Source organism: Pseudomonas sp. 3HC3 (genome assembly GCF_044904505.1).
In the GTDB taxonomy this organism is placed as follows: domain Bacteria; phylum Pseudomonadota; class Gammaproteobacteria; order Pseudomonadales; family Pseudomonadaceae; genus Aquipseudomonas; species Aquipseudomonas putida_Y.
Genome location: NZ_JADDRH010000013.1, coordinates 1 through 24,301, shown reverse-complemented (window position 1 = coordinate 24,301; position 24,301 = coordinate 1). Strand labels below are relative to the sequence as shown.

At 62.8% G+C, this 24,301-nt stretch carries 19 protein-coding genes; 6 read left to right on the top strand and 13 right to left on the bottom strand.

What is annotated here, in order from left to right; translation table 11 throughout:
* Positions 1–45 precede the first annotated feature (45 nt).
* Positions 46–1,299, top strand: a complete 1,254-nt coding sequence (locus INQ47_RS17320) for an OprD family porin (RefSeq protein ID WP_404702187.1) — start codon at positions 46–48, stop codon at positions 1,297–1,299.
* Positions 1,300–1,351: 52 nt separating this feature from the next.
* Here the strand turns inward: INQ47_RS17320 and INQ47_RS17315 are convergent, their stop codons facing one another.
* The 10 genes from INQ47_RS17315 to INQ47_RS17270 all read right to left on the bottom strand — a co-directional run bounded on the left by INQ47_RS17315 (position 1,352) and on the right by INQ47_RS17270 (position 10,317).
* On the bottom strand, positions 1,352–1,600 hold the full coding sequence (locus INQ47_RS17315) for a CsbD family protein (protein WP_404702186.1): 249 nt from the start codon (positions 1,598–1,600) through the stop codon (positions 1,352–1,354).
* 129 nt (positions 1,601–1,729) lie between these two features.
* A complete protein-coding gene (gene soxR, locus INQ47_RS17310; RefSeq protein WP_252459539.1) occupies positions 1,730–2,209 on the bottom strand; it encodes a redox-sensitive transcriptional activator SoxR in 480 nt (159 codons plus the stop codon).
* A 236-nt stretch (positions 2,210–2,445) separates the two neighbouring features.
* Entirely contained in the window at positions 2,446–3,183 is a 738-nt protein-coding gene (locus INQ47_RS17305) for a GntR family transcriptional regulator (RefSeq protein WP_404702185.1), read from the bottom strand.
* A gap of 92 nt (positions 3,184–3,275) precedes the next feature.
* A complete protein-coding gene (locus tag INQ47_RS17300; RefSeq protein WP_404702184.1) occupies positions 3,276–4,790 on the bottom strand; it encodes a DHA2 family efflux MFS transporter permease subunit in 1,515 nt (504 codons plus the stop codon).
* The gene (locus INQ47_RS17295) at positions 4,780–5,925 is read right to left on the bottom strand and encodes an HlyD family secretion protein (RefSeq protein WP_404702183.1); all 1,146 of its coding nucleotides are present in this window, start codon (positions 5,923–5,925) and stop codon (positions 4,780–4,782) included. Before INQ47_RS17295 ends, INQ47_RS17300 begins: the two co-directional genes overlap by 11 nt.
* A 207-nt stretch (positions 5,926–6,132) precedes the next feature.
* Positions 6,133–7,551, bottom strand: coding sequence for an efflux transporter outer membrane subunit (locus INQ47_RS17290; RefSeq protein WP_404702182.1), 1,419 nt, complete (start codon positions 7,549–7,551; stop codon positions 6,133–6,135).
* A gap of 103 nt (positions 7,552–7,654) precedes the next feature.
* Positions 7,655–8,365, bottom strand: a complete 711-nt coding sequence (locus INQ47_RS17285) for an AraC family transcriptional regulator (protein WP_404702181.1) — start codon at positions 8,363–8,365, stop codon at positions 7,655–7,657.
* 169 nt (positions 8,366–8,534) lie between these two features.
* Positions 8,535–8,921: a cupin domain-containing protein gene (locus INQ47_RS17280; RefSeq protein WP_209964565.1), complete on the bottom strand. Its 387-nt coding sequence runs from the start codon at positions 8,919–8,921 to the stop codon at positions 8,535–8,537.
* Positions 8,922–9,029: 108 nt separating this feature from the next.
* Positions 9,030–9,854 (bottom strand): AraC family transcriptional regulator, encoded by an 825-nt coding sequence (locus INQ47_RS17275; RefSeq protein ID WP_404702180.1) that lies wholly within the window; start codon positions 9,852–9,854, stop codon positions 9,030–9,032.
* Positions 9,855–9,873: 19 nt separating this feature from the next.
* Positions 9,874–10,317, bottom strand: a complete 444-nt coding sequence (locus INQ47_RS17270) for an acetyltransferase (RefSeq protein ID WP_404702179.1) — start codon at positions 10,315–10,317, stop codon at positions 9,874–9,876.
* Positions 10,318–10,586: 269 nt separating this feature from the next.
* On the opposite strand from INQ47_RS17270, the gene INQ47_RS17265 reads away from it, so the two are divergent.
* A complete protein-coding gene (locus INQ47_RS17265) occupies positions 10,587–11,510 on the top strand; it encodes a LysR family transcriptional regulator (RefSeq protein WP_404702178.1) in 924 nt (307 codons plus the stop codon).
* Here INQ47_RS17265 and lysA read toward each other — a convergent pair.
* The gene (gene lysA / locus INQ47_RS17260; protein ID WP_404702177.1) at positions 11,500–12,738 is read right to left on the bottom strand and encodes a diaminopimelate decarboxylase; all 1,239 of its coding nucleotides are present in this window, start codon (positions 12,736–12,738) and stop codon (positions 11,500–11,502) included. The two genes, INQ47_RS17265 and lysA, sit on opposite strands and share 11 nt — an antisense overlap.
* A 123-nt stretch (positions 12,739–12,861) precedes the next feature.
* Between lysA and INQ47_RS17255 the strand changes: the two genes are divergently transcribed.
* Positions 12,862–13,767: a LysR family transcriptional regulator gene (locus tag INQ47_RS17255; protein WP_021785504.1), complete on the top strand. Its 906-nt coding sequence runs from the start codon at positions 12,862–12,864 to the stop codon at positions 13,765–13,767.
* A 66-nt stretch (positions 13,768–13,833) separates the two neighbouring features.
* Here the strand turns inward: INQ47_RS17255 and INQ47_RS17250 are convergent, their stop codons facing one another.
* Complete coding sequence (locus INQ47_RS17250) at positions 13,834–14,187, bottom strand: hypothetical protein (RefSeq protein ID WP_014591821.1); 354 nt, start codon at positions 14,185–14,187, stop codon at positions 13,834–13,836.
* 275 nt (positions 14,188–14,462) lie between these two features.
* On the opposite strand from INQ47_RS17250, the gene INQ47_RS17245 reads away from it, so the two are divergent.
* A complete protein-coding gene (locus tag INQ47_RS17245) occupies positions 14,463–19,328 on the top strand; it encodes an NAD-glutamate dehydrogenase (RefSeq protein ID WP_404702176.1) in 4,866 nt (1,621 codons plus the stop codon).
* Positions 19,329–19,591: 263 nt separating this feature from the next.
* Here the strand turns inward: INQ47_RS17245 and INQ47_RS17240 are convergent, their stop codons facing one another.
* Entirely contained in the window at positions 19,592–20,410 is an 819-nt protein-coding gene (locus INQ47_RS17240) for a pyruvate, water dikinase regulatory protein (protein WP_252458806.1), read from the bottom strand.
* Between the two features lie 191 nt (positions 20,411–20,601).
* On the opposite strand from INQ47_RS17240, the gene ppsA reads away from it, so the two are divergent.
* Positions 20,602–22,977: a phosphoenolpyruvate synthase gene (ppsA, locus tag INQ47_RS17235; RefSeq protein ID WP_404702175.1), complete on the top strand. Its 2,376-nt coding sequence runs from the start codon at positions 20,602–20,604 to the stop codon at positions 22,975–22,977.
* Positions 22,978–23,079: 102 nt separating this feature from the next.
* Positions 23,080–24,072 carry an alpha/beta fold hydrolase gene (locus INQ47_RS17230; protein WP_404702174.1) on the top strand — a complete coding sequence of 331 codons (993 nt, stop codon included), beginning with the start codon at positions 23,080–23,082 and terminating at the stop codon, positions 24,070–24,072.
* Positions 24,073–24,301: the final 229 nt, after the last annotated feature.

Sequence of the window (24,301 nt, the reverse complement as noted above, 5' to 3'; positions counted from 1 at the left end):
CGGCGCCCCTCTGAATCACCCAAGAACAACAACAGAGTAACCATCATGTCCCGATTTCTTTTCCGTGGGGCCACTTGTGGCCTGCTGTGCGGCTGGCTGCCTGTGGCCGGTGCCGCCGGTTTCATCGAAGACAGCAAGCTCAAGCTGCAGTTGCGCAACGTGTATTTCAACGAGAATTTCCGTGACGAGCAGGGTATGAGTGCCCGCGCTGCCGCCACGGCCAAAAGCGAACGGGTGGAATGGGCTCAAGGCTTTCTGCTCGACTACCAGTCAGGTTTCACCCAAGGTACGTTGGGTGTGGGGCTTGATGCACTGGGCCTGCTGGGCGTACGCCTTGATTCCGGGCGCGGGCGCAGCGGTACCGGGCTGTTGCCGGTGCACGACGATGGCCGTGCGGCGGGTGAGTTCGCCAGTGCCGGAGTCACGGCCAAAGCCCGCCTGGGCAGCACCGTGGTCAAGCACGGCACCTTGCTGCCAAAGACACCGGTGCTGGTCTACAACGATGCGCGGGTGCTGCCACAGACCTATCAGGGCACTCAGCTGACCAGCACGGATATCGACGGGCTGACCCTGACGGCCGGGCACCTTGACCGTTTCAAGCAGCGTGACTCGTCCAACAGCACTGGCATTTATCTGGATGGCTATGGGGGCGGCAAGTCGGGTGACTTCAGCTTTGCCGGTGCCGACTATGCCGTCAGCAAACAGCTGCGCCTGAGTGTCTACCATGGCCAGCTAGAGCACTTCTATCGCCAGGATTTTGCCGGGCTGGTACATGACCTGCCGCTGGCCGGCGGGGTTCTGACCACAGACCTGCGCTACTTCAAAAGCCGCGACAGCGGGGCGGCCTACGGCGGCGGCATCGACAACCAGATGTTCAGTGGCCAGATGGCGTATGCGCATTCCGGCCATACCCTGGGGGCCGGTTATCAGGTGCTCGATGGAGATGCCGGTTTGCCGTATATCAGCGGTGCGACCGTTTATTCGTTCAGCAACGTCGGCATCGGCAAGTTCATCGAGGAGGAAGAGAAAACCTGGATGGCCAGCTATGCCTACAACTTCGCTGCCGCCGGGGTGCCGGGGCTGACCTTCATGACGCGCTACCTGAGTGGTGACAATGGCCGTTCAGGTGGCGAGGGCATCAAAGAATGGGAGCGTGACGCCGAGATTGCCTACGTGGTGCAGGGCGGGCCACTGAAAGGTCTGGGCGTGAAACTGCGCAACTATGTCTATCGTTCGGATTTTGCTCGCGGCCGCGACAGCAACCGCCTGTACCTTACCTACGATATCGCCATCTGGTGATGGCGCGGGCCGGGTCACATACCCGGCCCAGGCCTTGCTTGCGGTACCCCGCTCAGCGGCGCAGCAGGCGAGAGACCACCAGTGTGACGGCGGCTGTGATGGCCAGTGCGGCGAAAGGCTTTTGCTTGACGTATGAAGACACCGTGTCCAGCGTGTCACCATAGGACTTGGTCAACTGACCTGCGGCCTGACGCCCATCGCCTTCGGCCTCCAGTGCCGGATCTTCGACCAGTCGGCCTACAGCGCTCTGCGCCTTGCCTGTGAGGTTTTCAGCAACACCTTCGATCTGTTCACGTTTCATGATGGTTGTGTTCCTTCCTTTGAGCGACTGAGTGTTAACAGCACAGGCTTAGGGCGGTGGCGCGTCGCAATGGTTCCAACGCAAACAAGGTCGAAGACAACCAGGCGGGCTTATCGAGCATTTTGATCGTTACGTACTGGGCAAGTTTGTAGCCTGGCGGGCCTTCTTCTCGAGTATCCGCGCCCCGGTTCCTTCTTTGGCCAGCACATCCTCGGGGTTGCGCAGTGGGCAGTCTTCAAGCGACAGGCAACCGCAGCCAATGCAGTTGTCCAGGCTGTCGCGCAATGCCTCCAGTGTGCGAATGCGGGCATTCAGGTCTTCACGCCAGGCCGTGGACATCTCGCTCCATTGTGCTGCCGTGAGCTTGCTGTTGGGGGCATAACGGCTGAAGGCCTGTTTGATTTCCTCAAGCGGAATTCCCGTGCGCTGGGCTACCTTGATGATCGCCAGCGTACGCAGCACCAGCGAAGGATAGCGGCGCTGGTTGCCTGCCGTACGGACGCTGGCGATCAGTCCCTTGGTTTCGTAGAAGTGCAGCGCAGATACCGCCACGCCGCTGCGCTTGGCTACTTCACCCACTGTGAGCATCCGTGTGTTGTCCGCTGCCATGCCTGTTGACCTAAAGTTAAGTTGAGCTCTTATAGTCCTGCCCGATCTTTCCTGCAACCGCTTTCCCTGTGATCGGTGCTGTGCATGAACAAACGGACGTTACTGGCCTGGGCACGTCTCGCCTTGCAACCGCCGGGCGCATCAGGGACAGTCCCTAGGCGCTGGCGAGACCATCGTCAGCCTGGCCGACATCAGCCAGCTGGCGCGCCAGGAGCGACGGCCTTGTTCAAAACTGATCAGGCAGGGGAGCGGTCGCGGCGCATCTGGGTGACCAAGGTAAAGCGGTCATCCGGGTGCACGGTCTCTGAAACCGCCATCAAATCACCATTTTCCTCGCGGTAATGGCGGATGATCTTCAGCGCTGGCGAGCCCGCCTCGGCCTTCAGCGCCCGGGCTATTTCCGCTGTCAGCAACACCGCGCGCACCTGCTGGTCGACCACTGCGATTGCCCGGCCATAGTGTTGTTCGATCAACCCGATAATCAGTTGGTCAGGGTGCTCGCGTGCGAGCTCGATGACCGCGGTGTAATCGCGCGGCGCATACACGTCAGTCCAGCACATTGGCGCGCCATCGTGCTGCCGGTCGACGCGGAGGCTCGACACGCAGAAGTAATGCTCCCCCGGCACCAGCCCCAGCCTCGCCGCCTCGCTCAGGTCGGCGACAAAGTGGCGCACGCCCTGGACTTCCCGCTGCTGGGTGTCTGCCAGGTGCGCCAGGTCGGCCACGCTGGCCAACGATTGCGAATAGCCCCCGCGCGGGCTGCTGGCCTCCACGCGGGTGCCCACCCGCTTGCGCCGCGACACCAGCCCCTGAGTGAGCAGCTGGTTGATAGCGGCACGCACCGTGTGCCGGCTCACATTGTAAAGGTCGCACAGCTCGAACTCGGTCGGCAGCAGGCTGCCCACCGGGTAGCGGCCGCTGGCAATGGCTTGTATCAAGTCCTTTGCCACGGTGGAGTAGCGCGTCGGGTTCATACCTTTGCTCTGTCTCGCAAACTCATCGGTTGACAGTGTAACAGCGGCAGAATGCCGAGCGCTCCAGCCGCCCACAGAGGTCGATACCGCCGTCAGTGCGGCTGCCTGGCCCGCAGCAGCAACGCTGCCAGTGCACACCCGACCAATGCCAGGCACGCCAGGTAGAACGCATCACTGTAGGCCATCAGGTAAGCCTCTCGCCGGATGGTCGCCGCCAACGCTTCCAGCATTTGCTGCTGATGCGGCAGCCAGCTTTGCACCGTCTGGTTGATGCGCGCCTGCACGCTTGGCTCGAACAGCGTCACCTGCTCGTGAATGCGCTCACTGTGAAAGCGTTCACGGGTCGCCACCAGTTGCGTCAACCCGGCCGTACCGATAGCGCCACCCAGGTTGCGCAACATCGAGAACACCGCCGAGGCTGAGCCGGCTTCACGCTTGTCCAGCCCGGCCACCGCCAGCACTGATAACGCGACCATGATGAAAGGCTGGCCAATACCGCGTACCACCGTGGACGGGATGATCACGTTGTCGGCACTGTCGGCGCTCAGGCTAGCCCCCAGCCAGCAGCCCAGCGCCATGATCAAAAAGCCGCTGGCGACCATGAACTTGGCACTGGTCCAGCCCATCAGCCTGGGCATCAACGGCGCCAGCAGCAACTGCACCACGCCATAGGCGATCAGCGCCACGCCCACGTCGTGTGCGCTGAACCCCTGCAACTGCGACAGGTAGTTGGGCACCAGGAATACCAGGCCGAACGTGGCAGCGCCAAAGATGAACATCGCCACGCTGGCAACCCCGAAGTTGTAGTGCCCGAGCAAGCGCAGGTTGATGAACGCGCGCTGGCCGAACAGTTGGGTCACCACGAACACCATCAACGCAATGGCGGCGACCACGCTCATGCCGACAATGAGCGGAGAGCCGAACCAGTCCAGCCGACCGCCTTCTTCCAGCACGATCTGCAAGCCACCCAGGCCGATCACCATGGCCGCGATACCCAGCCAATCACCTTTTCGTAGCAGTTCGAGCTTCATCGGTTTGGCCTCGATCGACCAGGCGATGGCAAACAGCAGGGCAATGCCGGGGAAAAGTTGCAGATAGAAGATCCAGCGCCATGAATGGGCATCGGTCAGCCAGCCGCCAATCGACGGCCCGGCGGCCTGCGCCACGCTGTTGGCCAGGCTGAACAGTGCCATACCCATGGCCATCTTGCTGGCCGGCAGTTCGGTGATGATCAGCTGGAAGGACAGGGGAATCAGCACCGCGCCCGCAGCACCCTGGATCACCCGAAGTACAATCATCGCCTCCAGGTTGGGTGCCCAGGAACAGGCCACCGAGGCGATCAGAAAGATGAGCGAGCCGGTCCACATGACCCGACGCAGCGAGAACACGTCCACCAACCATGCAGTCAGCGGAATCATCACGATTTCTGCCACCAGGTAGGCGGTGGAGATCCATGAGCCTTCCTCGAAGCTTGCACCTAGCGAGCCGCGGATTTCCGGCAGTGCGGCGCTGGTGACATGCACGTTCATACCCGCCATGAAGCAGCCGAACAGGCCGCCAAGCACCGCCACCCAGGCACGCAGCGAGACCGTTTGCTCAGTGCGCATCGGCAACCTCTGCAGGGCGTGTGTCGACTGTACTCACCACCGACATGCCGGGCAGTACCTGCGGGCCATCCAGCGGTTTGTCGAGCAAAATGCGCACAGGGAAACGCTGGACGATCTTGGTGAAGTTGCCTGTGGCGTTGTCCGACGGCAGCAATGCGAAGACATTGCCCGAGGCTGGCGAAAAACTGGCCACATGGCCATGCAGTGGCTGGCTGGCGAAGCTGTCTACACGTATTTCTACCGGTTGCCCGGGGCGCATGCGGGCCAGTTGGGTTTCCTTGTAGTTGGCCACCACATAGGCCTGCTGCAGCGGCACCACGGCCAGCAGTGGTTGGCCCGGCACCACGTACTGGCCGGTGCGCACCCGGCGTTGGCCGACCACGCCGGTGATCGGCGCACGAATCACGGTGTCCTGCTCGTCCTGCTCGGCGAGCCGTTGGTGGGCCTGGGCACCTGCCAGCGCCGCTGCGCGTTGTTGCAACTCGGCCTCGGCCTGGACTGACCGGGCCTTGGCCATGGCCAGTTGTGAGCGCTGTTGGCGCAGCGCGGCCCGGGCACCTTGCAGCGCGGCTTGTGCCTGGGTGGCATGGGCACTGGCGGTTTCCAGACGCTGCATGGTCGCTGCGTCGTCACGCACCAGGCCACGGTAGCGTTGGACATCCAGTTCACTGCGGCGTTGTTCGGCGGTGGCGCTGCGCACGACGGCCTCAGCCTGCAGGATGGCTTGCTGTTGCTGGTCGATGCGTGCGGTCGCTACCTGTTGGCTGGCTTGGGCGGCGGCCAGTGCCGCCTGTGCGGCGGTCACGCCAGCCTGGGCCTGGTCGAGGCGGGCGCGGTAGTCGCGGTTTTGCAGGCGCACCAGCACATCACCGGCTTTCACCGGCTGGTCGTCAGCCACCTCGACCTCGGCTACGTAGCCCGCCACGCGTGGGCTCAGGGCCACCCAGTCGGAGCGGACGTAGGCATCGTCGGTGGTTTCCAGGTAGCGGCCGGTGCTGAACCAGTAACTGGTGAAGGCCAGCAGGGTGATTGCGGCCAGGCTGCCGCTGGCGGTGTATGCCAGGCGGCGATGGGTTTTAGCGCTCGGCCGCTGTTCAGTTTCGGCGGGTGAGGGTTTGTCTACGGCGACATTCATGGTTGGTTTCCATTCTCGAATTGGGGCTGCTGGCTGTCCGTTGTGGGAGCAACTGCCTTGCTCAATTTCTAAAAAGCTGGCGCGATCCGTGTGAGAGCGGGCTTGCCCGCGAACACGGGCGAAGCCCGTGCCATCCACCACGGTGTATTCTTCGCGGGTAAACCCGCTCCTACAGTGGGCGGTGCTCGCTGTTGGTCTTGCTTCTCGCTACCACCGCCCGCCCAGCGCGCGGAACAGGTTTACCTGCGCTTGCGCCAGGCGCCCTCGGGCTTCTGTGTGGCTGGCCCGCAAGCTGATCATTTCGCGCTCGCTGTCGAGCAGGGCCACCCCGTCCACGGTGCCGGCACGGTAGTTACGCTGGGCCAGGGCAAAGCTGTGCTGGCTGTGCGCCAGGGCTGCGTCCAGCGCCTGCAACCGTTGTCGCTCGCCGTCGTAGCGGGCCAGTGCCTGGCGCACGTCTTTCAGCGCGCTCAGCGCCACGCCGTGGTAACGGGCGAGCTGCGCCCGCTGCAATGCCTCGGCTTTGCTCACCCGTGCGCGATTGGCCTTCAGGTTGGGAAACTCCCAGCGGACCAGCGGGCCAATGCTGAACATCACCGCGCGGCTGTCGCCGAGGTTTGCAAGGTGATGGTCCGAAGACGTCAACGAAGCGCCGAAGCTGACCTTTGGGTACAGGTCGGCCCGCACGATGGCGGTCTCCAGGGTGGCCGCTTGCAGTTCCCGTTCGGCCTGGCGCACATCTGGCCGGCGTTCGAGCAAATGCCAGCCATCGCCAGCCGGCAGTGGCGCCGACAGCGTAGGAATGGCTACGCAGGTCCAGGCCTCGGCCACCGAGGCCTGGCCACTGAGCATGCTCAGTTCGTACAGCGCCATTTGCCGCCGGGCTGAGAGCATCGGCAGTTGCGCGCGCACCTGTTCCCGCAAGCCCAGCAGGCGCTCGCTGTCGAGGGCAGTGGCCACACCGGCCTGGCGCTGACGCTGACTGAGTTGCACGCTGTGGTCGAGGGTTTGCAAGGCCTGCTTTGCTGCCTCCAGGCGCGCCGCGTAGGTGCACTGGTCGATGTAGGCGCGGGTGGTCTGGGCGACCACCTGCAGGCGTACCAGGTCTAGCGCCGCAGCACTGGCTTCGGCTTGCACCCGGGCACGTTGAATGGCGGCGCGTACCTGGCCCCAGATATCCACCTGATAGGCCAGTTCGATGCCCGGGTTGAATTGCCATTGTGACGCTGCGTTGCTGTCGGTCGCCTCGGCCAGCGTCTGGTCATCGGCGCGCCTGCCATAGGTAGCCGCAACGCCCATCTCGGTAGACGGCCAGCGCCTGGCGTCGAACTCGCCGATGCCGGCCAGCATGGCCTGCACGTTGGCCTCGGCCTGTGCCAGGCCTTGGTTGTGCGCCAGGGCTTGCTGTACCCAGCGATTGAGTTGGGGGTCTTGATACAGTGCCCACCAGCGTTCGGGCAGGGGCTGTTTGCTGACGCCGGCCGGCATGTTCGCCAGCGGGTCTGCCTGCAGCGCTACAGCGGGTTCGGCAGGTGTGGATTGGTGGCCGCACGCCGCGAGTGCAGCAAGCATGCCGAGGGCTGTGGCAAGCCGGGCAGGGCCGGGAAATGAGTGCAGTAAGGGCATCACGATTGTCGCTCAAAGGTCGTGATGAGAGGTTAACGAGGGTTGCATGGGCGTCGTTGTCGCAAGCGGGACAACCCTGCGCGCAAGCGGGACAACCTGAGGCTCAGTACTCGCGCGCGGTACCGTTTTGCCAATCACTCGGCGCATAGCCGAGGATGCGCTTGAACATGGCAGCAAAGGCGCTGGCGCTCTGGTAGCCGTGCTCCAGCGCAACGTTCAGGATCGGCTGCCCATCGGCCAGGCTCCGCTGGCTGAGCATCACCCGGGCACGGGCGCGCCATTGGCCATACGACATGCCCACCTCGCGCTGGAAAAGCCGGGCCACGCTGCGGGCACTCATGTTCAGTTGCGCGCCGCATTGCTCCAGGGTCAGGTCCTGGGCCGGGTCCTGCAGGAAGCGCTCGCACCAGGCACGCAGGCGTGCGTGCTGCGGCGTCGGGACGAAGGCATCGATGCGCCGGGCGGCGGCGAGTTCGTACAGGATCAGCGCCCGAGCATGCGCACCGTCGCGCAGGTTCAGCACCCGTGACGCCGCCAGGATCAGTTCGCGCAGCAGGCCGGACACGACGATGACCTGGCAGCGTTCGATGTGGGCGTCGAGCAGCAAGGTGCGCATGCAGACCACGCCTTCCATGCGGATGGCATGGCTGACCCCGGCGGGCATCCACAAGGCATGCCCGCCGGGGATCACCCAGCTGCCGCCTTCGCTGCTGACCCGCATCACGCCGCTGGCGGCGTAGATCAGCTGGTCTTCGGCGTGGCAGTGGCTGGCCACTTCATCGCCGTGTCCGTAGTCCCTTTCCAGTGCTTGCATGCAGGCCACCCTCGTTATTGGATCCAATTATATCGAGGCGAACCTGTGCCGGGTTGCGAAGTGTGGGCTGCGAGCGAATTGCCATGGTTACAAATGGCTGTAAGGCGATTTTTTATGGTTAATTATTGCTGTGAGGTCAGCTACTACAGCTTGAAAGTGGTGAATGTTGTTAAATCCAGACATCGCTCTCTGCTGTGCGATCCCCCCCTTCATGACCGGTATTCAGAATGCCCCGTGGTTCGATCATCATCAGTTTTGCTTCGCCTTGCGCGGCGGTCCGGTGCTCGACGCCGCGTGGCACAACATAGAGTTCCCCGGGGTTCACATGCACGCAGCCATCCGGCAGGTCGATACGCAGAGTGCCTTCCAGCACCAGGAATGCTTCGTCGGTCTCCGGGTGCGCGTGCCAGATGAATTCGCCTTCGATGCGCACGACCTTGAACTGGTAATCGTTCATTTCGGCAACGACCCTGGGGCTCCATTGCTGTTCGATAAGCGCTGCCTTGTGGACCAGGTTCACTGGCAGGGAGGGATGTGGGTGACGGGCTTCAGGCATGACAGTTCCTCGGAAAGTGGAGTGGTCAGCCTATCGCTCCGGGTGAGTCCGGTTCTTGTACGATCCTGCAAGCCTGTTCCCACGGGGCACGCGGGCGACTGTGGTCTCTCAGCGTGACGCTCGCAAACGCTCCAGCCAGCGTAAAGGCGGTACGCCGTAGCAGCGGGTGAAGTGCCGGGTCATGTGGCTCTGGTCATGAAAGCCTGCAGCAAGGGCAGCCTCGACCAAGGTGAAGCCATCCAGGATCATCCGGCGAAAGCAGTCGAGGCGGCGCAGGGTGACAAAGCGATAGGGGCTGGTGCCGTACAGCGTGCGAAAGTCCCGCGACAGGCTCCAGCGTTCGCGGCCGCTGGCCTGTTCCAGCATGTCCAGTGTTATGCCCACATGCAGGTGTTCCATGATGAAGGCCCGGGCGCGTTCGGCTGCCTGGTAATCCAGGCGCTTGCGCCCGCGCGGCTTGCCGCCGACAGCCCGCAAGGCGATCGCCAGGTCATACAGGGCGTCCTGTTCTTCCAATGGCTCCAGCGCGTGGTCCACTGCCTGCACGAACGCTTCGCTGGCGTGGTACAGGCGCGGGTCGCTGGACAGCCCACCCGCGATGAAGGGCAAAGGCTGGCCACCCAGCACGTTCTGGATCAGTGCCGGGTCGACGTAGGCCATGCGGTAGCGAAAGCCTGCGTCGGTGCCCGCCATGCCGTCATGCAGTTCGTCCGGGTGCAACACCAGCGTGTTGCCCGGTATGCCGTGGCGCAGCGAACCTTTGTAGTGGAAGCTTTGCACGCCGGCCAGCGTGCGGCCGATCGAATAGGTATCGTGGCGATGCGGGTCGTAGCCGTGGCTACCGAACCAGGCTTCGATACGCTCGATACCGCCCGGTTGGGCGCTACGGATGACCCAGTCGGATGGCGGTACGGGCTTCGCTTTGCGGGCCATTGCAGTGCGTGCCTCCTGCTCACGCCCGAGAGGGCAAGCTCATATGCAGCAAAGGGAACGGGCGACCTTCGCCATCCAGCGGTGAACGGCCGGTCTGGGCGAAGCCATAGCGCACGTAGAACCCTGTTGCCTGCGGGTTCTGCTCGTTGACATCGACACTCATCGCACTGCGCGACTGGCGGCCAAAATCCAGCAGTGCACGGCCAATGCCCTGGCCGTGGCGCGCTGGATCGACGAAAAGCATTTCCACATGGTTTTCATTGAAGCCGATAAAGCCCAGTGGCTGGTCATCGGTGTCTACCGCAACCCACAGCTCGACGGCCGGGAAGTACACGTCGCGCAGTTGTGGCAATAGTGCGTCGATGTCGGAGGGTTGCAGAAAGTGGTGCGTCGCGCGAACAGCGCGCAGCCAGATGTCGAGCAGCTGCGGGTAATCTGCAGCGATGCCTTGGCGAATGATCATGGTGTCATCCTGAATGGTATTGATGGCAGATGGGCGCGCCAGTGAGCGGCGGCCATGCAAGTGTCGGCATCATGAATGACCGCTTCGCGAGTCAACGCCTGGGCGGTGCACGGCAGGGTGGCCGGAAGGGAAGAAAGCGGAAGATTACCCCGGTCGCTCAGTAGGGGGCAATGGCGATTGCGTAGGGTGCAGTGCAGGTTTCGATTCGGCTAGGATGCTTGTTGATGCTGAAATTGAACCCACACAACAAGCACGGCCCGAGAGCACCCATGAACCGCAACGAACTGCGCAAAGCCGATATCAACCTGATGGTGGTGTTCGAAGCGCTGATGCAGGAACGCAACCTCACCCGTGCCGCGGAGAAGCTGTTCGTCGCCCAGCCCACGGTCAGCGCCGCGCTGGCCAGGTTGCGTGCGATGTTCAACGACCCGTTGCTGGTTCGTGTGGGCAACCGCATGGAGCCCTCGGCCAGGGCCGAAGAGGTGATCAAGTACCTCACGCCAGCCTTGGATGCGATGTCCGTCGCTCTCAGCATGACCCATGATTTTGACCCGCTGACCAGCAAGATGACCTTCCGCATTGGCTTGTCCGATGATGTCGAGTCGGGCCTGTTGCCGCCGCTGTTGCGGGCGCTGCGGGTGGAGGCGCCAAACGTGGTAGTGGTCGTGCAGCATGTGGACTACTGGCGCATTCCGGACCTGCTGGCGGCGGGCGACGTGACGGTGGGTATCAGCCAGACCAAGGGCCTACCCGCCAATGCCAAACGCAAGGTGCTACGCACCATGCAAGCCAGGGTAGTGCGGGCCGACAAGTCCACCACGCCGCTTTCACTGGATGAGTTTTGTCAACGCCCGCATGTCCAGGTTTCGCCGACCGCCAACACCCAGGGTGTGGTCGACGATTGGTTGAAAGACATCCGCCGTGAACGCAAGGTGGTGTTGTCGGTACCGCAGTTCAGTTCGCTACCGGCGATTCTGGCCGGTACCGACCTGCTGGCCTGCTGCCCAGACTATGCCGCACAGGGTATGGAACGCTGGGGCAACTTGCAGGCCGAGACGCTGCCGTTCGAGACCGCTGCACTGGAGCTGGCCATGGTCTGGTTGAGCACCACCGACAGCGACCCGGCCGAGCGTTGGCTGCGTAGTCGCCTGGAGCACTACATGGGCGGACTACGGGAAGCGGTCATGGGATGATGTCGGTCTCCAGGCTCAGCAGGTCCTGCACCGTCTGCCGCCGGCGGATCATCCGCAACACCCCGCCCTCGATCAGAAACTCCGGCAGCAGCGGCCGGCTGTTGTAGTTCGACGACATCGACGCGCCATAGGCGCCGGCATCGTGGATCACCAGCAGGTCGCCTACCTGTGCCTGAGGCAGGTCCTGCGGGGTCAGTTCCTGGTCATTCTGAGTGAACACGTCACCCGATTCACACAACGGCCCGGCCACCACCGTCGGTTGCCGTGGGCGGTCCACCGGCTGGCCGTTGGCATCGAGCAGGGTCATGCCGTGGTAGGCGCCGTACATCGCCGGGCGCATCAGGTCGTTGAAGCCGGCGTCGATCATGACGAAGGTATTGCGGCCCACTTGCTTGACGGCGCGCACTTCGGCCACGAGGTAGCCCGACTCGGCCACCAGGAAGCGTCCTGGCTCGATTTCCATGCGCACGGGGTGGCCGAGCAGCGCTTCGACTTCCTTGCGCGCTACCGCCCAGGTCTGCGCATAGCGCTGCAGGTCGACCGGTTTGTCGGTGCTGCGGTAAGGGGTGGAAAGCCCGCCGCCAATGGAGAACGCCTCGATGTCCACGCCCAGGCGGCCGATCAGTTCGATCATCGAGCGGGCCACCTGTTCCAGGTGCTGGTAGTCCACCCCGGAGCCAATATGCATGTGCACGCCCACCAGGTGCAGGCCATGGGCCTTGATGCACGCCAGCGCCTCGTCCAGCTCTTCATGCCAGATGCCGTGCTTGCTGTTTTCGCCGCCGGTGTTGGTCTTGCGGCTGTGGCCATGGCCGAAGCCCGGGTTGATGCGGATCCACACGCGGTGGCCGGGCGAGCGTTCACCCAGTTGGCGCAGCATGTCGATGGAGCCTGCGTTGACTTCGATCTTCGAGGCCACCACCCGCTCCAGGGTGGGGCGGTCCAGTGCGTCACAGGTCAGCACCACGCCGGCAGGGTCACCGTCAACGCTCGCGCCGGCGGCGAAGGCCCGCTCCATCTCACCCAGCGACACTGCATCCAGCACCAGGCCATGGGCGCGCATCAGGCGCAGCACATGCACGTTCGGGTTGGCTTTCTGGGCGAAACGTACGGTGTCGAATACGTTCAACTGCTCGACGCGATCGGCGATGGTGCGGGTGTCGTATGCCCATAGCGGCGAGCCGTGCTGGCGAACAGCCTCGGCCAGGAGGGTGAAAGGTGCGGTCATGGTGGCGTTACTCGTATAAGGAAGGCCACGAGGATGCGCCAAAGGGTGAATTCAGAAAAATAGCTATTCTTCTGCCCGCTATTCATATCTGATATACCCATTGTCGACTCTCTGGGTATTGCCGTGAAACTCTCCGTTCGCCACATCGAAGTGTTCCGCGCCATTATGGCGGCCGGTAGCGTCACAGGGGCGGCGCGCCTGTTGTTCACCTCGCAGCCCACCGTCAGCCGCGAGTTGGCGCGGTTGGAGCAGGTGACTGGCCTGAACCTGTTCGAACGCGAGGGAGGGCGTCTGGTGGCCACAGCCCAGGCGTTGCTGCTGATCGAGGAGGTCGAGCGCGCCTACGTCGGGCTGGAGCGGATCGATCGCTTTGCCCAGGCCATCCGCAACTTCGAGCAGGGCCGGCTGGCCATCACCTGCCTGCCGCTGTTCTCGCAAACCTTGTTGCCCAAGGCTTGCCAGCGCTTTCACCAGCAGCACAGTGGCGTGAGCGTGAGCATTCTGGCGCAGGAGTCGCCTTTGCTGGAGGAGTCACTGGTTGCCCAGCAGCATGACCTTGGCCTGACTGAAGTCGAACAGATACCACGTGGCGCCTATGGTGAATTGCTGTTCAGTGCCAACATGGTGTGCGTGTTGCCCGAGCATCACCCGCTGCAGGTGAAGGCTGAACTGGAGCTGAGTGATTTCCATGAGGTCGATTTCATCAACCTGGCCAGCCTGGATACCTACCGCCAGCGTCTGGATCAGCACTTTCGTGCGGCCGGGGTCAACCGTCGCACGGTCATTGAGACCACCAGTGCCGCTTCGGTTTGCGCCATGGTCAGGCAAGGCCTGGGGGTGGCGATCATCAACCCGCTGAGCGGGCTGGAGGCGGCGCAAGGCGGGTTGCCGATCCGCCGTTTACGGGTGTCGGTGCCGTATCAGGTGATGCTGATACGCCCGGACCATCGGCCGGCATCGGCAGCGGTGGAGCCGTTTTGCGAGGCGTTGCGGGTGCAGGCGCAAGAAATGCAGGCCGCATTGGGCTAGGGCTTTGCGGGGCACTCAGATTCCATGCCATCCACCGCAGTGCCTGCTTCGCGGGTAAACCCGCTCCTACAGCTCGCAGACCAAGGTTCCAGTACCGGCCAGGATGTTTTCGAGGGTTTCTTTCACTTCATCCATGTCACTCAGCTCGCTGGTCAGGTTGATCTCCAGCACTTCATCCCCCTTCAGCGCGTCCCGGTCACCGGCCGCCACTTCAATCAGCAGGCGCTTGGCGCTCAGGGTCACTTTAAGACCATCCAGCGTCGACGGCTCATCATCCAGGGTCAGGTCGACGGTGTCCTCGTCCGGGTAGCGGGTAAGCAGGAACATCTGACCTTTGTCGCTGTGGCAACACAGGGTCGCCATGTTGTCTTCCTCGTCATCGCAAGGGGTGGCGAACAGCAGGGCGGTGTTGATTTGCATGAGCAGGCTCGAATCAAAGGAAACGGAAGGGGATTCTGACAGTCTTGCGTACAGGCATAAACGTAAAGTTACCCCCCCTTGACCGAAATTGTCGCAGCGCTGCAAGCGTAGATGACCGATCAGTCGTTAAGCTTCGGCGAGCCCTGGGCGTGCCTGCGCACGTTCAACGTCTGGTTTTTTACCGTCCGCCATGCCACGGGTTGGCTATCGTTGATCCGTACACGGCGCACGCAGCGACGCTTCAATTATTACAAAGCCCAAGCGGAGTACCACAGATGGCGTTCTTCACCGCAGCCAGCAAAGCCGACTTTCAGCATCAACTGCAAGCGGCCCTGGCGCAGCACATCAGCGAGCAGTCCCTGCCACAAGTGGCGCTGTTCGCCGAGCAGTTCTTCGGCATCATCTCTCTGGACGAACTCACCCAACGCAGGCTTTCCGACCTGGCCGGCTGCACCCTGTCAGCCTGGCGCATCATCGAGCGTTTCGACCCCGAATATCCGCAAGTACGGGTGTACAACCCTGATTACGAACGCAATGGCTGGCAGTCGACCCATACCGTGGTCGAAGTGCTGCACCACGACCTGCCGTTCCTGGTCGATTCGGTGCGCACCGAGCTCAACCGCCGTGGCTACAGCATCCACACCCTGCAAACCACCGTGCTCAGCGTGCGCCGTGGCGCCAAAGGCGAGCTGTTGGAACTGCTGCCCAAGGGTACCCAGGGCGAGGGCGTGTGCTACGAGTCACTGATGTATCTGGAGATCGACCGCTGCGCCAACGCCGCCGAGCTGACAGTACTGACCCGCGAAATCGAGCAGGTGCTGGCCGAGGTACGGGTGGTGGTGGCCGACTTCGAACCGATGAAGGCCAAATTGCGTGACGTGGTGGCGCAGGTGGAGCAGACCGCCTTTGGCCCTGCCCAAAACGAAAAGAGCGAAGTCAAGGCCTTCCTCGAGTGGCTGCTGGATAACCACTTCACCTTCCTGGGCTATGAAGAATTTACCGTCAAGGGCGACGCCGATGGCGGCCAGATGGTCTACGACGGGCAGTCGTTCCTCGGCTTGCCGCGCCGCCTGCGCGTGGGCCTGACCGCAGAAGAGCTGCGCATCGAAGACTACGCCGTGGCCTACCTCAACGAGCCGCTGCTGCTGTCGTTCGCCAAGGCCGCGCTGCCCAGCCGCGTGCACCGCCCGGCCTATCCGGACTACGTGTCGATCCGTCAGCTGGACGCCGACGGCAAGGTGATCAAGGAGCACCGCTTCATGGGGCTGTACACCTCGTCGGTGTATGGCGAAAGCGTGCATGCCATTCCGTACATCCGCGTGAAGGTGGCCGAAGTCGAGCGCCGTTCGGGCTTCGATCCCAAGGCTCACTTGGGCAAGGAACTGGCCCAGGTGCTGGAAGTGCTGCCGCGTGACGACCTGTTCCAGACGCCGATCGACGAGCTGTTCAGCACGGTCATGGCAATCGTGCAGATCCAGGAGCGCAACAAGATCCGCGTGTTCCTGCGCAAAGACCCGTACGGCCGCTTCTGCTACTGCCTGGCCTACGTCCCGCGGGAAATCTACTCCACCGAAGTGCGGCAGAAGATCCAGCAGGTGCTGATGGACCGCCTGAAGGCCAGTGACTGCGAGTTCTGGACCTTCTTCTCCGAATCGGTACTGGCCCGTGTGCAACTGATTCTGCGGGTCGACCCCAAGAACCGCATCGACATCGACCCGCAGCAGCTGGAACGCGAGGTCATCCAGGCCTGCCGCTCGTGGCATGACGACTACTCGGCACTGGTGGTGGAGAACTTCGGCGAAGCCCAGGGCACCAACATCCTCGCCGAGTTCCCCAAAGGCTTCCCGGCCGGGTACCGCGAGCGCTTCGCCGCGCACTCGGCGGTGGTCGACCTGCAGCATGTGCTGAGCCTGTCGGAAAGCAAGCCGCTGGCAATGAGCTTCTACCAGCCGTTGACCCAGGTTGGCGAACGCACCCTGCACTGCAAGCTGTACCACGCCGACACCCCGCTGGCGCTGTCCGATGTGCTGCCGATTCTGGAAAACCTTGGCCTGCGCGTGCTCGGCGAGTTCCCGTATCGCCTGCGCCATGCCAATGGCCGCGAATACTGGATCCACGACTTCGCCTTCACCTACAGCGAAGGCCTGAGCCTGGACATCCAGCAGCTCAACGACACCCTGCAGGACGCCTTCATCCACATCGTCCGTGGTGACGCCGAGAACGACGCTTTCAACCGCCTGGTACTGACTGCCGGCCTGCCATGGCGCGACGTGGCATTGCTGCGCGCTTACGCCCGTTACCTGAAGCAGATTCGCCTGGGCTTTGACCTGGGTTACATCGCCAGCACCCTGAACAACCACACCGATATCGCTCGCGAGCTCACCCGGTTGTTCAAGACCCGCTTCTACCTGGCGCGCAAGCTCACCCAGGACGACCTTGACGACAAGCAGCAGCGCCTGGAACAGGCCATTCTGGCTGCGCTGGACGACGTGCAGGTGCTCAACGAAGACCGCATCCTGCGGCGCTATCTGGACCTGATCAAGGCCACCCTGCGTACCAACTTCTACCAGCCCGATGCAAACGGCCAGAACAAGTCGTACTTCAGCTTCAAGTTCAACCCCAAGCTGATCCCCGAACTGCCCAAGCCGGTGCCAAAGTTCGAGATATTCGTCTATTCGCCACGCGTCGAGGGCGTGCACCTGCGCTTTGGCAACGTCGCCCGTGGCGGCTTGCGCTGGTCCGACCGCGAAGAAGACTTCCGCACCGAAGTGCTGGGCCTGGTCAAAGCCCAGCAAGTGAAAAACTCGGTCATCGTGCCGGTCGGCGCCAAGGGCGGCTTCCTGCCTCGGCGTCTGCCAATTGGCGGCAGTCGTGACGAGATTGCTGCCGAAGGCGTGGCGTGCTACCGCATCTTCATTTCCGGCCTGCTCGACATCACCGACAACCTCAAGGACGGTGGCGTGGTGCCGCCGGCCAACGTGGTGCGCCATGACGATGACGACCCGTACCTGGTGGTAGCGGCGGACAAAGGTACTGCGACCTTCTCCGACATCGCCAACGGCATCGCGATCGACTACGGTTTCTGGCTGGGCGATGCTTTTGCTTCCGGCGGCTCGGCCGGTTACGACCACAAGAAGATGGGCATTACCGCGCGCGGTGCCTGGGTGGGCGTGCAGCGTCACTTCCGCGAGCGCGGCATCAACGTGCAGGAAGACCCGATCACCGTCATTGGTGTGGGCGACATGGCCGGTGACGTGTTCGGCAATGGCCTGCTGATGTCCGACAAGCTGCAACTGGTGGCAGCGTTCAACCACCTGCATATCTTCATCGACCCCAACCCGGAGCCCGCTTCCAGCTTCGCTGAACGCAAGCGCCTGTTCGACCTGCCGCGCTCGGCCTGGAGCGACTACGACACCAGCATCATGTCCGAAGGCGGCGGAATCTTCCCGCGCAGTGCCAAGAGCATCGCCATCAGTGCGCAGATGAAGGAACGCTTCGCCATCGAAGCCGACCGACTGACCCCGACCGAGCTGCTGAATGCGCTGCTCAAGGCCCCGGTGGACTTGCTGTGGAACGGCGGTATCGGTACCTACGTGAAGGCCAGCACTGAAAGCCACGCCGATGTCGGCGACAAGGCCAACGATGCGCTGCGGGTCAACGGTAACGAACTGCGCTGCAAGGTGGTGGGTGAGGGTGGCAACCTGGGCATGACCCAGCTCGGCCGCGTCGAGTTCGGCCTGAACGGCGGCGCCACCAACACCGACTTCATCGACAATGCCGGCGGCGTGGACTGCTCCGACCACGAGGTCAACATCAAGATCCTGCTCAACGAAGTGGTGCAGGGTGGCGACATGACCGAGAAGCAGCGCAACCAGTTGCTGGGCAGCATGACCGACGAAGTCGCCGGCCTGGTGCTGGGCAACAACTACAAGCAGACCCAGGCGCTGTCGCTGGCCGCCCGCCGCGCCCGCGAGCGGATTGCCGAGTACAAACGCCTGATGGCCGACCTCGAGGCGCGGGGCAAACTTGACCGCGCCATCGAATTCCTGCCGTCCGAGGAGCAGTTGGCCGAACGCCTGGCTGCCGGCCATGGGTTGACCCGCGCCGAGCTGTCGGTGCTGATCTCGTACAGCAAGATCGACCTCAAGGAGCAACTGCTCAAGTCGCTGGTGCCGGACGACGATTACCTGACCCGTGACATGGACACCGCTTTCCCGCCGTCCCTGGTCAGCAAGTTCGCCGAGGCCATGCGCCGCCACCGCCTGAAGCGCGAAATTGTCAGCACCCAGATCGCCAACGACCTGGTCAACAACATGGGTATCACCTTCGTCCAGCGCCTGAAGGAGTCGACCGGCATGAGCCCGGCCAACGTGGCCGGGGCCTATGTGATCGTGCGCGACATCTTCCACCTGCCGCACTGGTTCCGCCAGATCGAGGCGCTGGACTATCAGGTGCCGGCAGAAATCCAGCTCACCCTGATGGACGAGCTGATGCGCCTGGGCCGCCGTGCCACCCGCTGGTTCCTGCGTAGCCGCCGCAACGAACAGGACGCCGGGCGTGATACCGCGCACTTCGGGCCGAAGATCGCGCAGCTGGGTCTGAAACTTGATGAGCTGCTCGAAGGCCCCACCCGCGAACGCTGGATGGTGCGCTACCAGGGCTTTGTCGAGGCCGGTGTGCCGGAGTTGCTGGCGCGTATGGTGGCGGGTACCAGCCACTTGTACACCCTGCTGCCGATCATTGAAGCGGCCGACGTTACCGGCCATGAGCCGGCGCAGGTGGCCAAGGCGTTCTTCGCCGTGGGCAGCGCGCTGGACCTGACCTGGTACCTGCAGGAAATCAGCAACCTGCCGGTGGAAAACAACTGGCAGGCGCTGGCCCGCGAGGCATTCCGCGACGATATCGACTTGCAGCAGCGGGCGATCACCATTTCGGTCCTGCAGATGGCCGATGCACCGGAAGACATGGATGCCCGCGTGGCGCTGTGGGCAGAGCAGCACCGGGGAATGGTGGAGCGCTGGCGCGCCATGCTCGACGACCTGCGCAATGCCACGGGTATTGACTATGCGATGTACGCGGTGGCCAACCGCGAGCTGGTCGACCTGGCCATGAGCGGGCAGGCGGCGGTGGTGCCGTCCTGAGCCTTGTAGTGAGGTAAAACAAAGCCCCGGCAGTGATGCTGGGGCTTTTTTGTATGCCTGGGCTGGCCCTTTCGCGGGTGAACCCGCTCCTACGACGGCCTTCGCCCAACCCCCGACATGGGTCGCTACGGATCGGGTGTAGGAGCGGGTTTACCCGCGAATACGGTAGCGGCGGCAACGGTGAGCGGCCGGGGAGATTGGCCAGCAGGGCCGGCCCTTTCGCGGGTGAACCCGCTCCTACAGGGGAGCGGGCCCGGATAGGTTTACTTGAACCGTCTCTCCACACCTTTCTCGACCAGGATCTTCGCCGAAATCTCTTCCACCGAAAAATGCGTGGAATTGATGTTGGGAATGTTCTCCCGGCGGAACAGGCTTTCCACTTCACGTACTTCGAACTCGCACTGGGCAAAGCTGGAATAGCGGCTGTTGGGCTTGCGCTCGTGGCGGATGGCGGTGAGGCGGTCGGGGTCGATGGTCAGGCCGAACAGCTTGTTTTGGTGCTTTTTCAGCACCGCCGGCAGCTGCAGGCGCTCCATGTCGTCCTCGGTCAGCGGGTAGTTGGCGGCACGGATGCCGAACTGCATGGCCATGTAAAGGCAGGTTGGGGTCTTGCCGCAACGCGACACGCCAACCAGAATCAGGTCGGCTTTGTCGTAGTAGTGGGTGCGTGCACCGTCGTCGTTATCCAGGGCGAAATTCACCGCCTCGATGCGCTCCATGTAGTTGGAATTGCCGCCGATCGAGTGGGATTTGCCCACGGAATACGACGAATGGGCAATCAATTCCTGTTCAAGCGGGGATAAAAACGAAGAAAAGATGTCGATCATGAAGCCATTCGAGGTCGCCAGGATCTCGCGGATGTCCTGGTTGACGATGGTGTCGAAGATGATCGGACGGACCCCATCCCGCTCGGCCGCAGCGTTGATTTGCTGGACCATGGCCCGCGCTTTGTCCGGTGAATCGATGTAAGGACGGGTGAATTTGTTGAAGGGAATGCTCTCGAATTGCGCGAGCAAACTCTGGCCCAGGGTTTCGGCAGTGATACCCGTGCCGTCGGAGATGAAGAACGCGGTTCGTTTCATTTGCGATCTGGGCCTTAAGCTGATGACGATTCTTGGATATGATAAGTTCGGTTTGCCGAATGCGGCTGTCGACATTCTGCCACATTTGCAGAGCCTATTTTCCAGGTACAGGCCACAAACGCCCGGCCAAGTCAAAGAAGACAGGCGGGCGCCTTTTGAGCTTTTCCAACACAGTTAGTGGAGAGATCACCTTGGTAGAGTACGTAGTTTCCCTCGATAAGCTCGGCGTCCATGATGTGGAGCATGTGGGGGGCAAGAACGCATCCCTGGGCGAGATGATCAGCAACCTTGCCGGTGCTGGTGTATCGGTGCCGGGCGGCTTTGCCACTACGGCGCAGGCGTACCGCGATTTTCTCGAACAGAGTGGTCTGAACGACAGGATTCACGCTGCGCTCGACGCACTGGACGTAGATGACATCAACGCCCTGACCAAGACCGGCGCGCAGATTCGCCAGTGGGTCATGGAAGCCGAATTCCCGCCACGTCTGGATTCGGAAATCCGTACGGCCTTCGCCGAAATGGCCGCCGGCAATGACAACATGGCCGTTGCCGTGCGTTCCTCGGCTACCGCCGAAGACCTGCCGGATGCCTCGTTCGCCGGCCAGCAGGAAACCTTCCTCAACATCCGCGGCGTCGATAACGTGATCCGCGCGGCCAAGGAAGTGTTCGCGTCGCTGTTCAACGACCGCGCCATCGCCTACCGCGTGCACCAGGGCTTCGATCACAAGCTGGTTGCCCTGTCTGCCGGTGTGCAGCGCATGGTCCGCTCCGAAACCGGCACTGCCGGCGTCATGTTCACCCTCGACACCGAGTCGGGCTTCCGCGATGTGGTATTCATCACTGGCGCCTATGGCCTGGGCGAAACCGTCGTACAGGGTGCAGTCAACCCTGACGAATTCTACGTGCACAAGAACACCCTGCAGGCCGGCCGCCCGGCCATCCTGCGCCGCAACCTGGGCAGCAAGGCGATCAAGATGGTCTATGGCGACGAAGCCAAGGCCGGCCGTTCGGTCAAGACCGTCGAAGTCGACCGCGCCGAGCGCGCACGCTTCTGCCTGACAGATGCCGAGGTCAGCGAGCTGGCCAAGCAGGCCATGATCATCGAACAGCACTACCAGCGCCCGATGGACATCGAGTGGGCCAAGGACGGTGACGACGGCAAGCTGTACATCGTCCAGGCTCGCCCTGAAACGGTGAAGAGCCGTTCCAGCGCCAACGTCATGGAACGCTACCTGCTCAAAGAGAAAGGCACCGTGCTGGTCGAAGGCCGTGCCATTGGCCAACGTATCGGCGCCGGCAAGGTTCGTGTCATCAACGACGTATCGGAAATGGACAAGGTCCAGCCGGGCGACGTGCTGGTCTCCGACATGACCGACCCTGACTGGGAGCCGGTGATGAAGCGCGCCAGCGCCATCGTCACCAACCGCGGTGGCCGTACCTGCCACGCGGCGATCATTGCCCGTGAGCTGGGGATCCCGGCGGTTGTCGGTTGCGGCAACGCTACCCAGATACTGAAAGACGGCCAGGGCGTGACCGTTTCCTGTGCCGAAGGCGATACCGGCTTCATCTTCGAAGGCGAACTGGGCTTCGACATCAAGCAGAACTCGGTCGATGCCATGCCGGAACTGCCGTTCAAGATCATGATGAACGTTGGCAACCCGGACCGCGCCTTCGACTTCGCCCAGCTGCCCAACGCCGGTGTCGGTCTGGCACGCCTGGAGTTCATCATCAACCGCATGATCGGCGTGCACCCCAAGGCGCTGCTGAACTATGCAGGCCTGCCTGCCGACCTGAAAGAAAGCGTCGACAAGCGCATCGCTGGCTACAACGACCCGGTCGGCTTCTACGTCGAGAAGCTGGTAGAAGGCATCAGCACCCTGGCGGCGGCCTTCTACCCGAAAAAGGTCATCGTGCGCCTGTCGGACTTCAAGTCCAACGAGTACGCCAACCTGATCGGCGGCAAGCTGTATGAGCCGGAAGAAGAAAACCCGATGCTGGGCTTCCGTGGTGCCTCGCGTTACATCAGCGAATCGTTCCGTGACTGCTTCGAGCTCGAGTGCCGTGCATTGAAGCGTGTGCGCAACGAGATGGGCCTGACCAACGTCGAGATCATGGTGCCGTTCGTACGCACCTTGGGCGAAGCCAGCCAGGTTGTCGACCTGCTCGCCGAAAACGGCCTGGCCCGCGGCGACAATGGCCTGCGCGTGATCATGATGTGCGAACTGCCGTCCAACGCCATCCTCGCCGAAGAGTTCCTGGAATACTTCGACGGCTTCTCGATCGGCTCCAACGACCTGACCCAGTTGACCCTGGGCCTGGACCGTGACTCGGGCATCATTGCCCACCTGTTCGACGAGCGTAACCCTGCGGTGAAGAAGCTGCTGGCTAACGCCATTGCCGCGTGCAACAAGGCCGGCAAGTACATCGGTATCTGCGGCCAAGGCCCATCCGACCATCCGGACCTTGCCAAGTGGCTGATGGAACAGGGCATCGAAAGCGTGTCGCTGAACCCGGACTCGGTACTCGAGACCTGGTTCTTCCTGGCCGAAGGCCCAGGCGCGGCCTGAGGCTGTAAAACGCAGGGGGACGTCTGGCGTCCTCCTGCCTGGTTTTTTCCCGGGCGAGCTCCAGCAATGGATCCCGCCCTTTTTTGTGCACCAAGCAACCTTATGCAAAGCAGCAGCACTCTATTCCCCGTGGCCCTGCTCAGTGCCGAGCGCCGCGGCGATCTCAGCGAAGACGTGTATCGGATCAAGGCCGGTAATGGCCCGGACCCCAGCGTCGAGCTCGCCATCACCCGTCTGGGGCTGGCCGACCAGGATCAGGCCCAAGGCGTGCCGGTCATTCTCCTGCACGGCAGTTTTTCCAATCGGCGCTTCTGGTATTCGCCCAAAGGGGTTGGCCTGGGTGCCTATCTTGCGCGCGCCGGTTTCGATGTCTGGATCCCGGAAATGCGCGGCCATGGCCTGTCGCCGCGTAACCAGGACTGGAAGCACAACAGCGTTGCCGCCTACGCCCGTGATGACCTGCCGTTGATCAACGCATTCGTGCGCGAGCAGTCGGGCCAGGCACCGCACTGGGTTGGCCACTCCCTGGGTGGCACCACCTTGGTAGCTGCGCTGGGCGGTGGTTTTCTGGCTGCCGAGCAGTTGGCCAGCGTGGCGCTGTTCGGCACCCAGATCAGTCGTGTGTATTGGCCGTTGAAAGTGCCACCGCTGGCTTGGGGTGCGAAGCTGGTGCTCAAGCGTTGGGGGCAGATATCCGGGCCACGCTTCAAGCGTGGGCCTGAAGACGAGCCGATGGGCCTGGCCCTGGAGAGCATGCGCTGGCACGGCCTGTTCGGGCGCTTTGGCGACAAGAAGCACGATTGGTGGGCGGGGCTCGCAGAGGTGGATGTGCCGCTGCTGGCGGTGGCTGGCGCTGGGGACTTCCAGGACCCGGTGTGGGCCTGCCGCAAGCTGTTCGAGCAGTTGGGCGGCGAGCGCAAGCAGTTCCTCCGGCTGGGGCGTGAGGAGGGCTTCGAGGCCTTCGGGCATGTCGACATGCTGGTGAGCAAGGCTGCGCAGGCGCAGGTGTGGCCGCTGGTGGAGCGTTGGTTGCGCAATCCGCTGCTGCCGGTGCATGCGTCCACTGTGGTTGCGGAACCTGTGCCTGCCAGCTGAGTTTGCTGTACCTGTCATGGCCTCTTCGCGGGTGAACCCGCTCCTACACACATTGGTGGTGGACACACACCGGAGGTTGGACACAGCCCGTCGTCGGGGCGGGTTCACCCGCGAAAGGGTTGGGCCTGCTTGCCAATCTCCACCCACCGATCACCATTGCCACCGCCACCGTATTCGCGGGTAAACCCGCTCCAAGGTGGTGGACACACACCGGAGGTTGGACACAGCC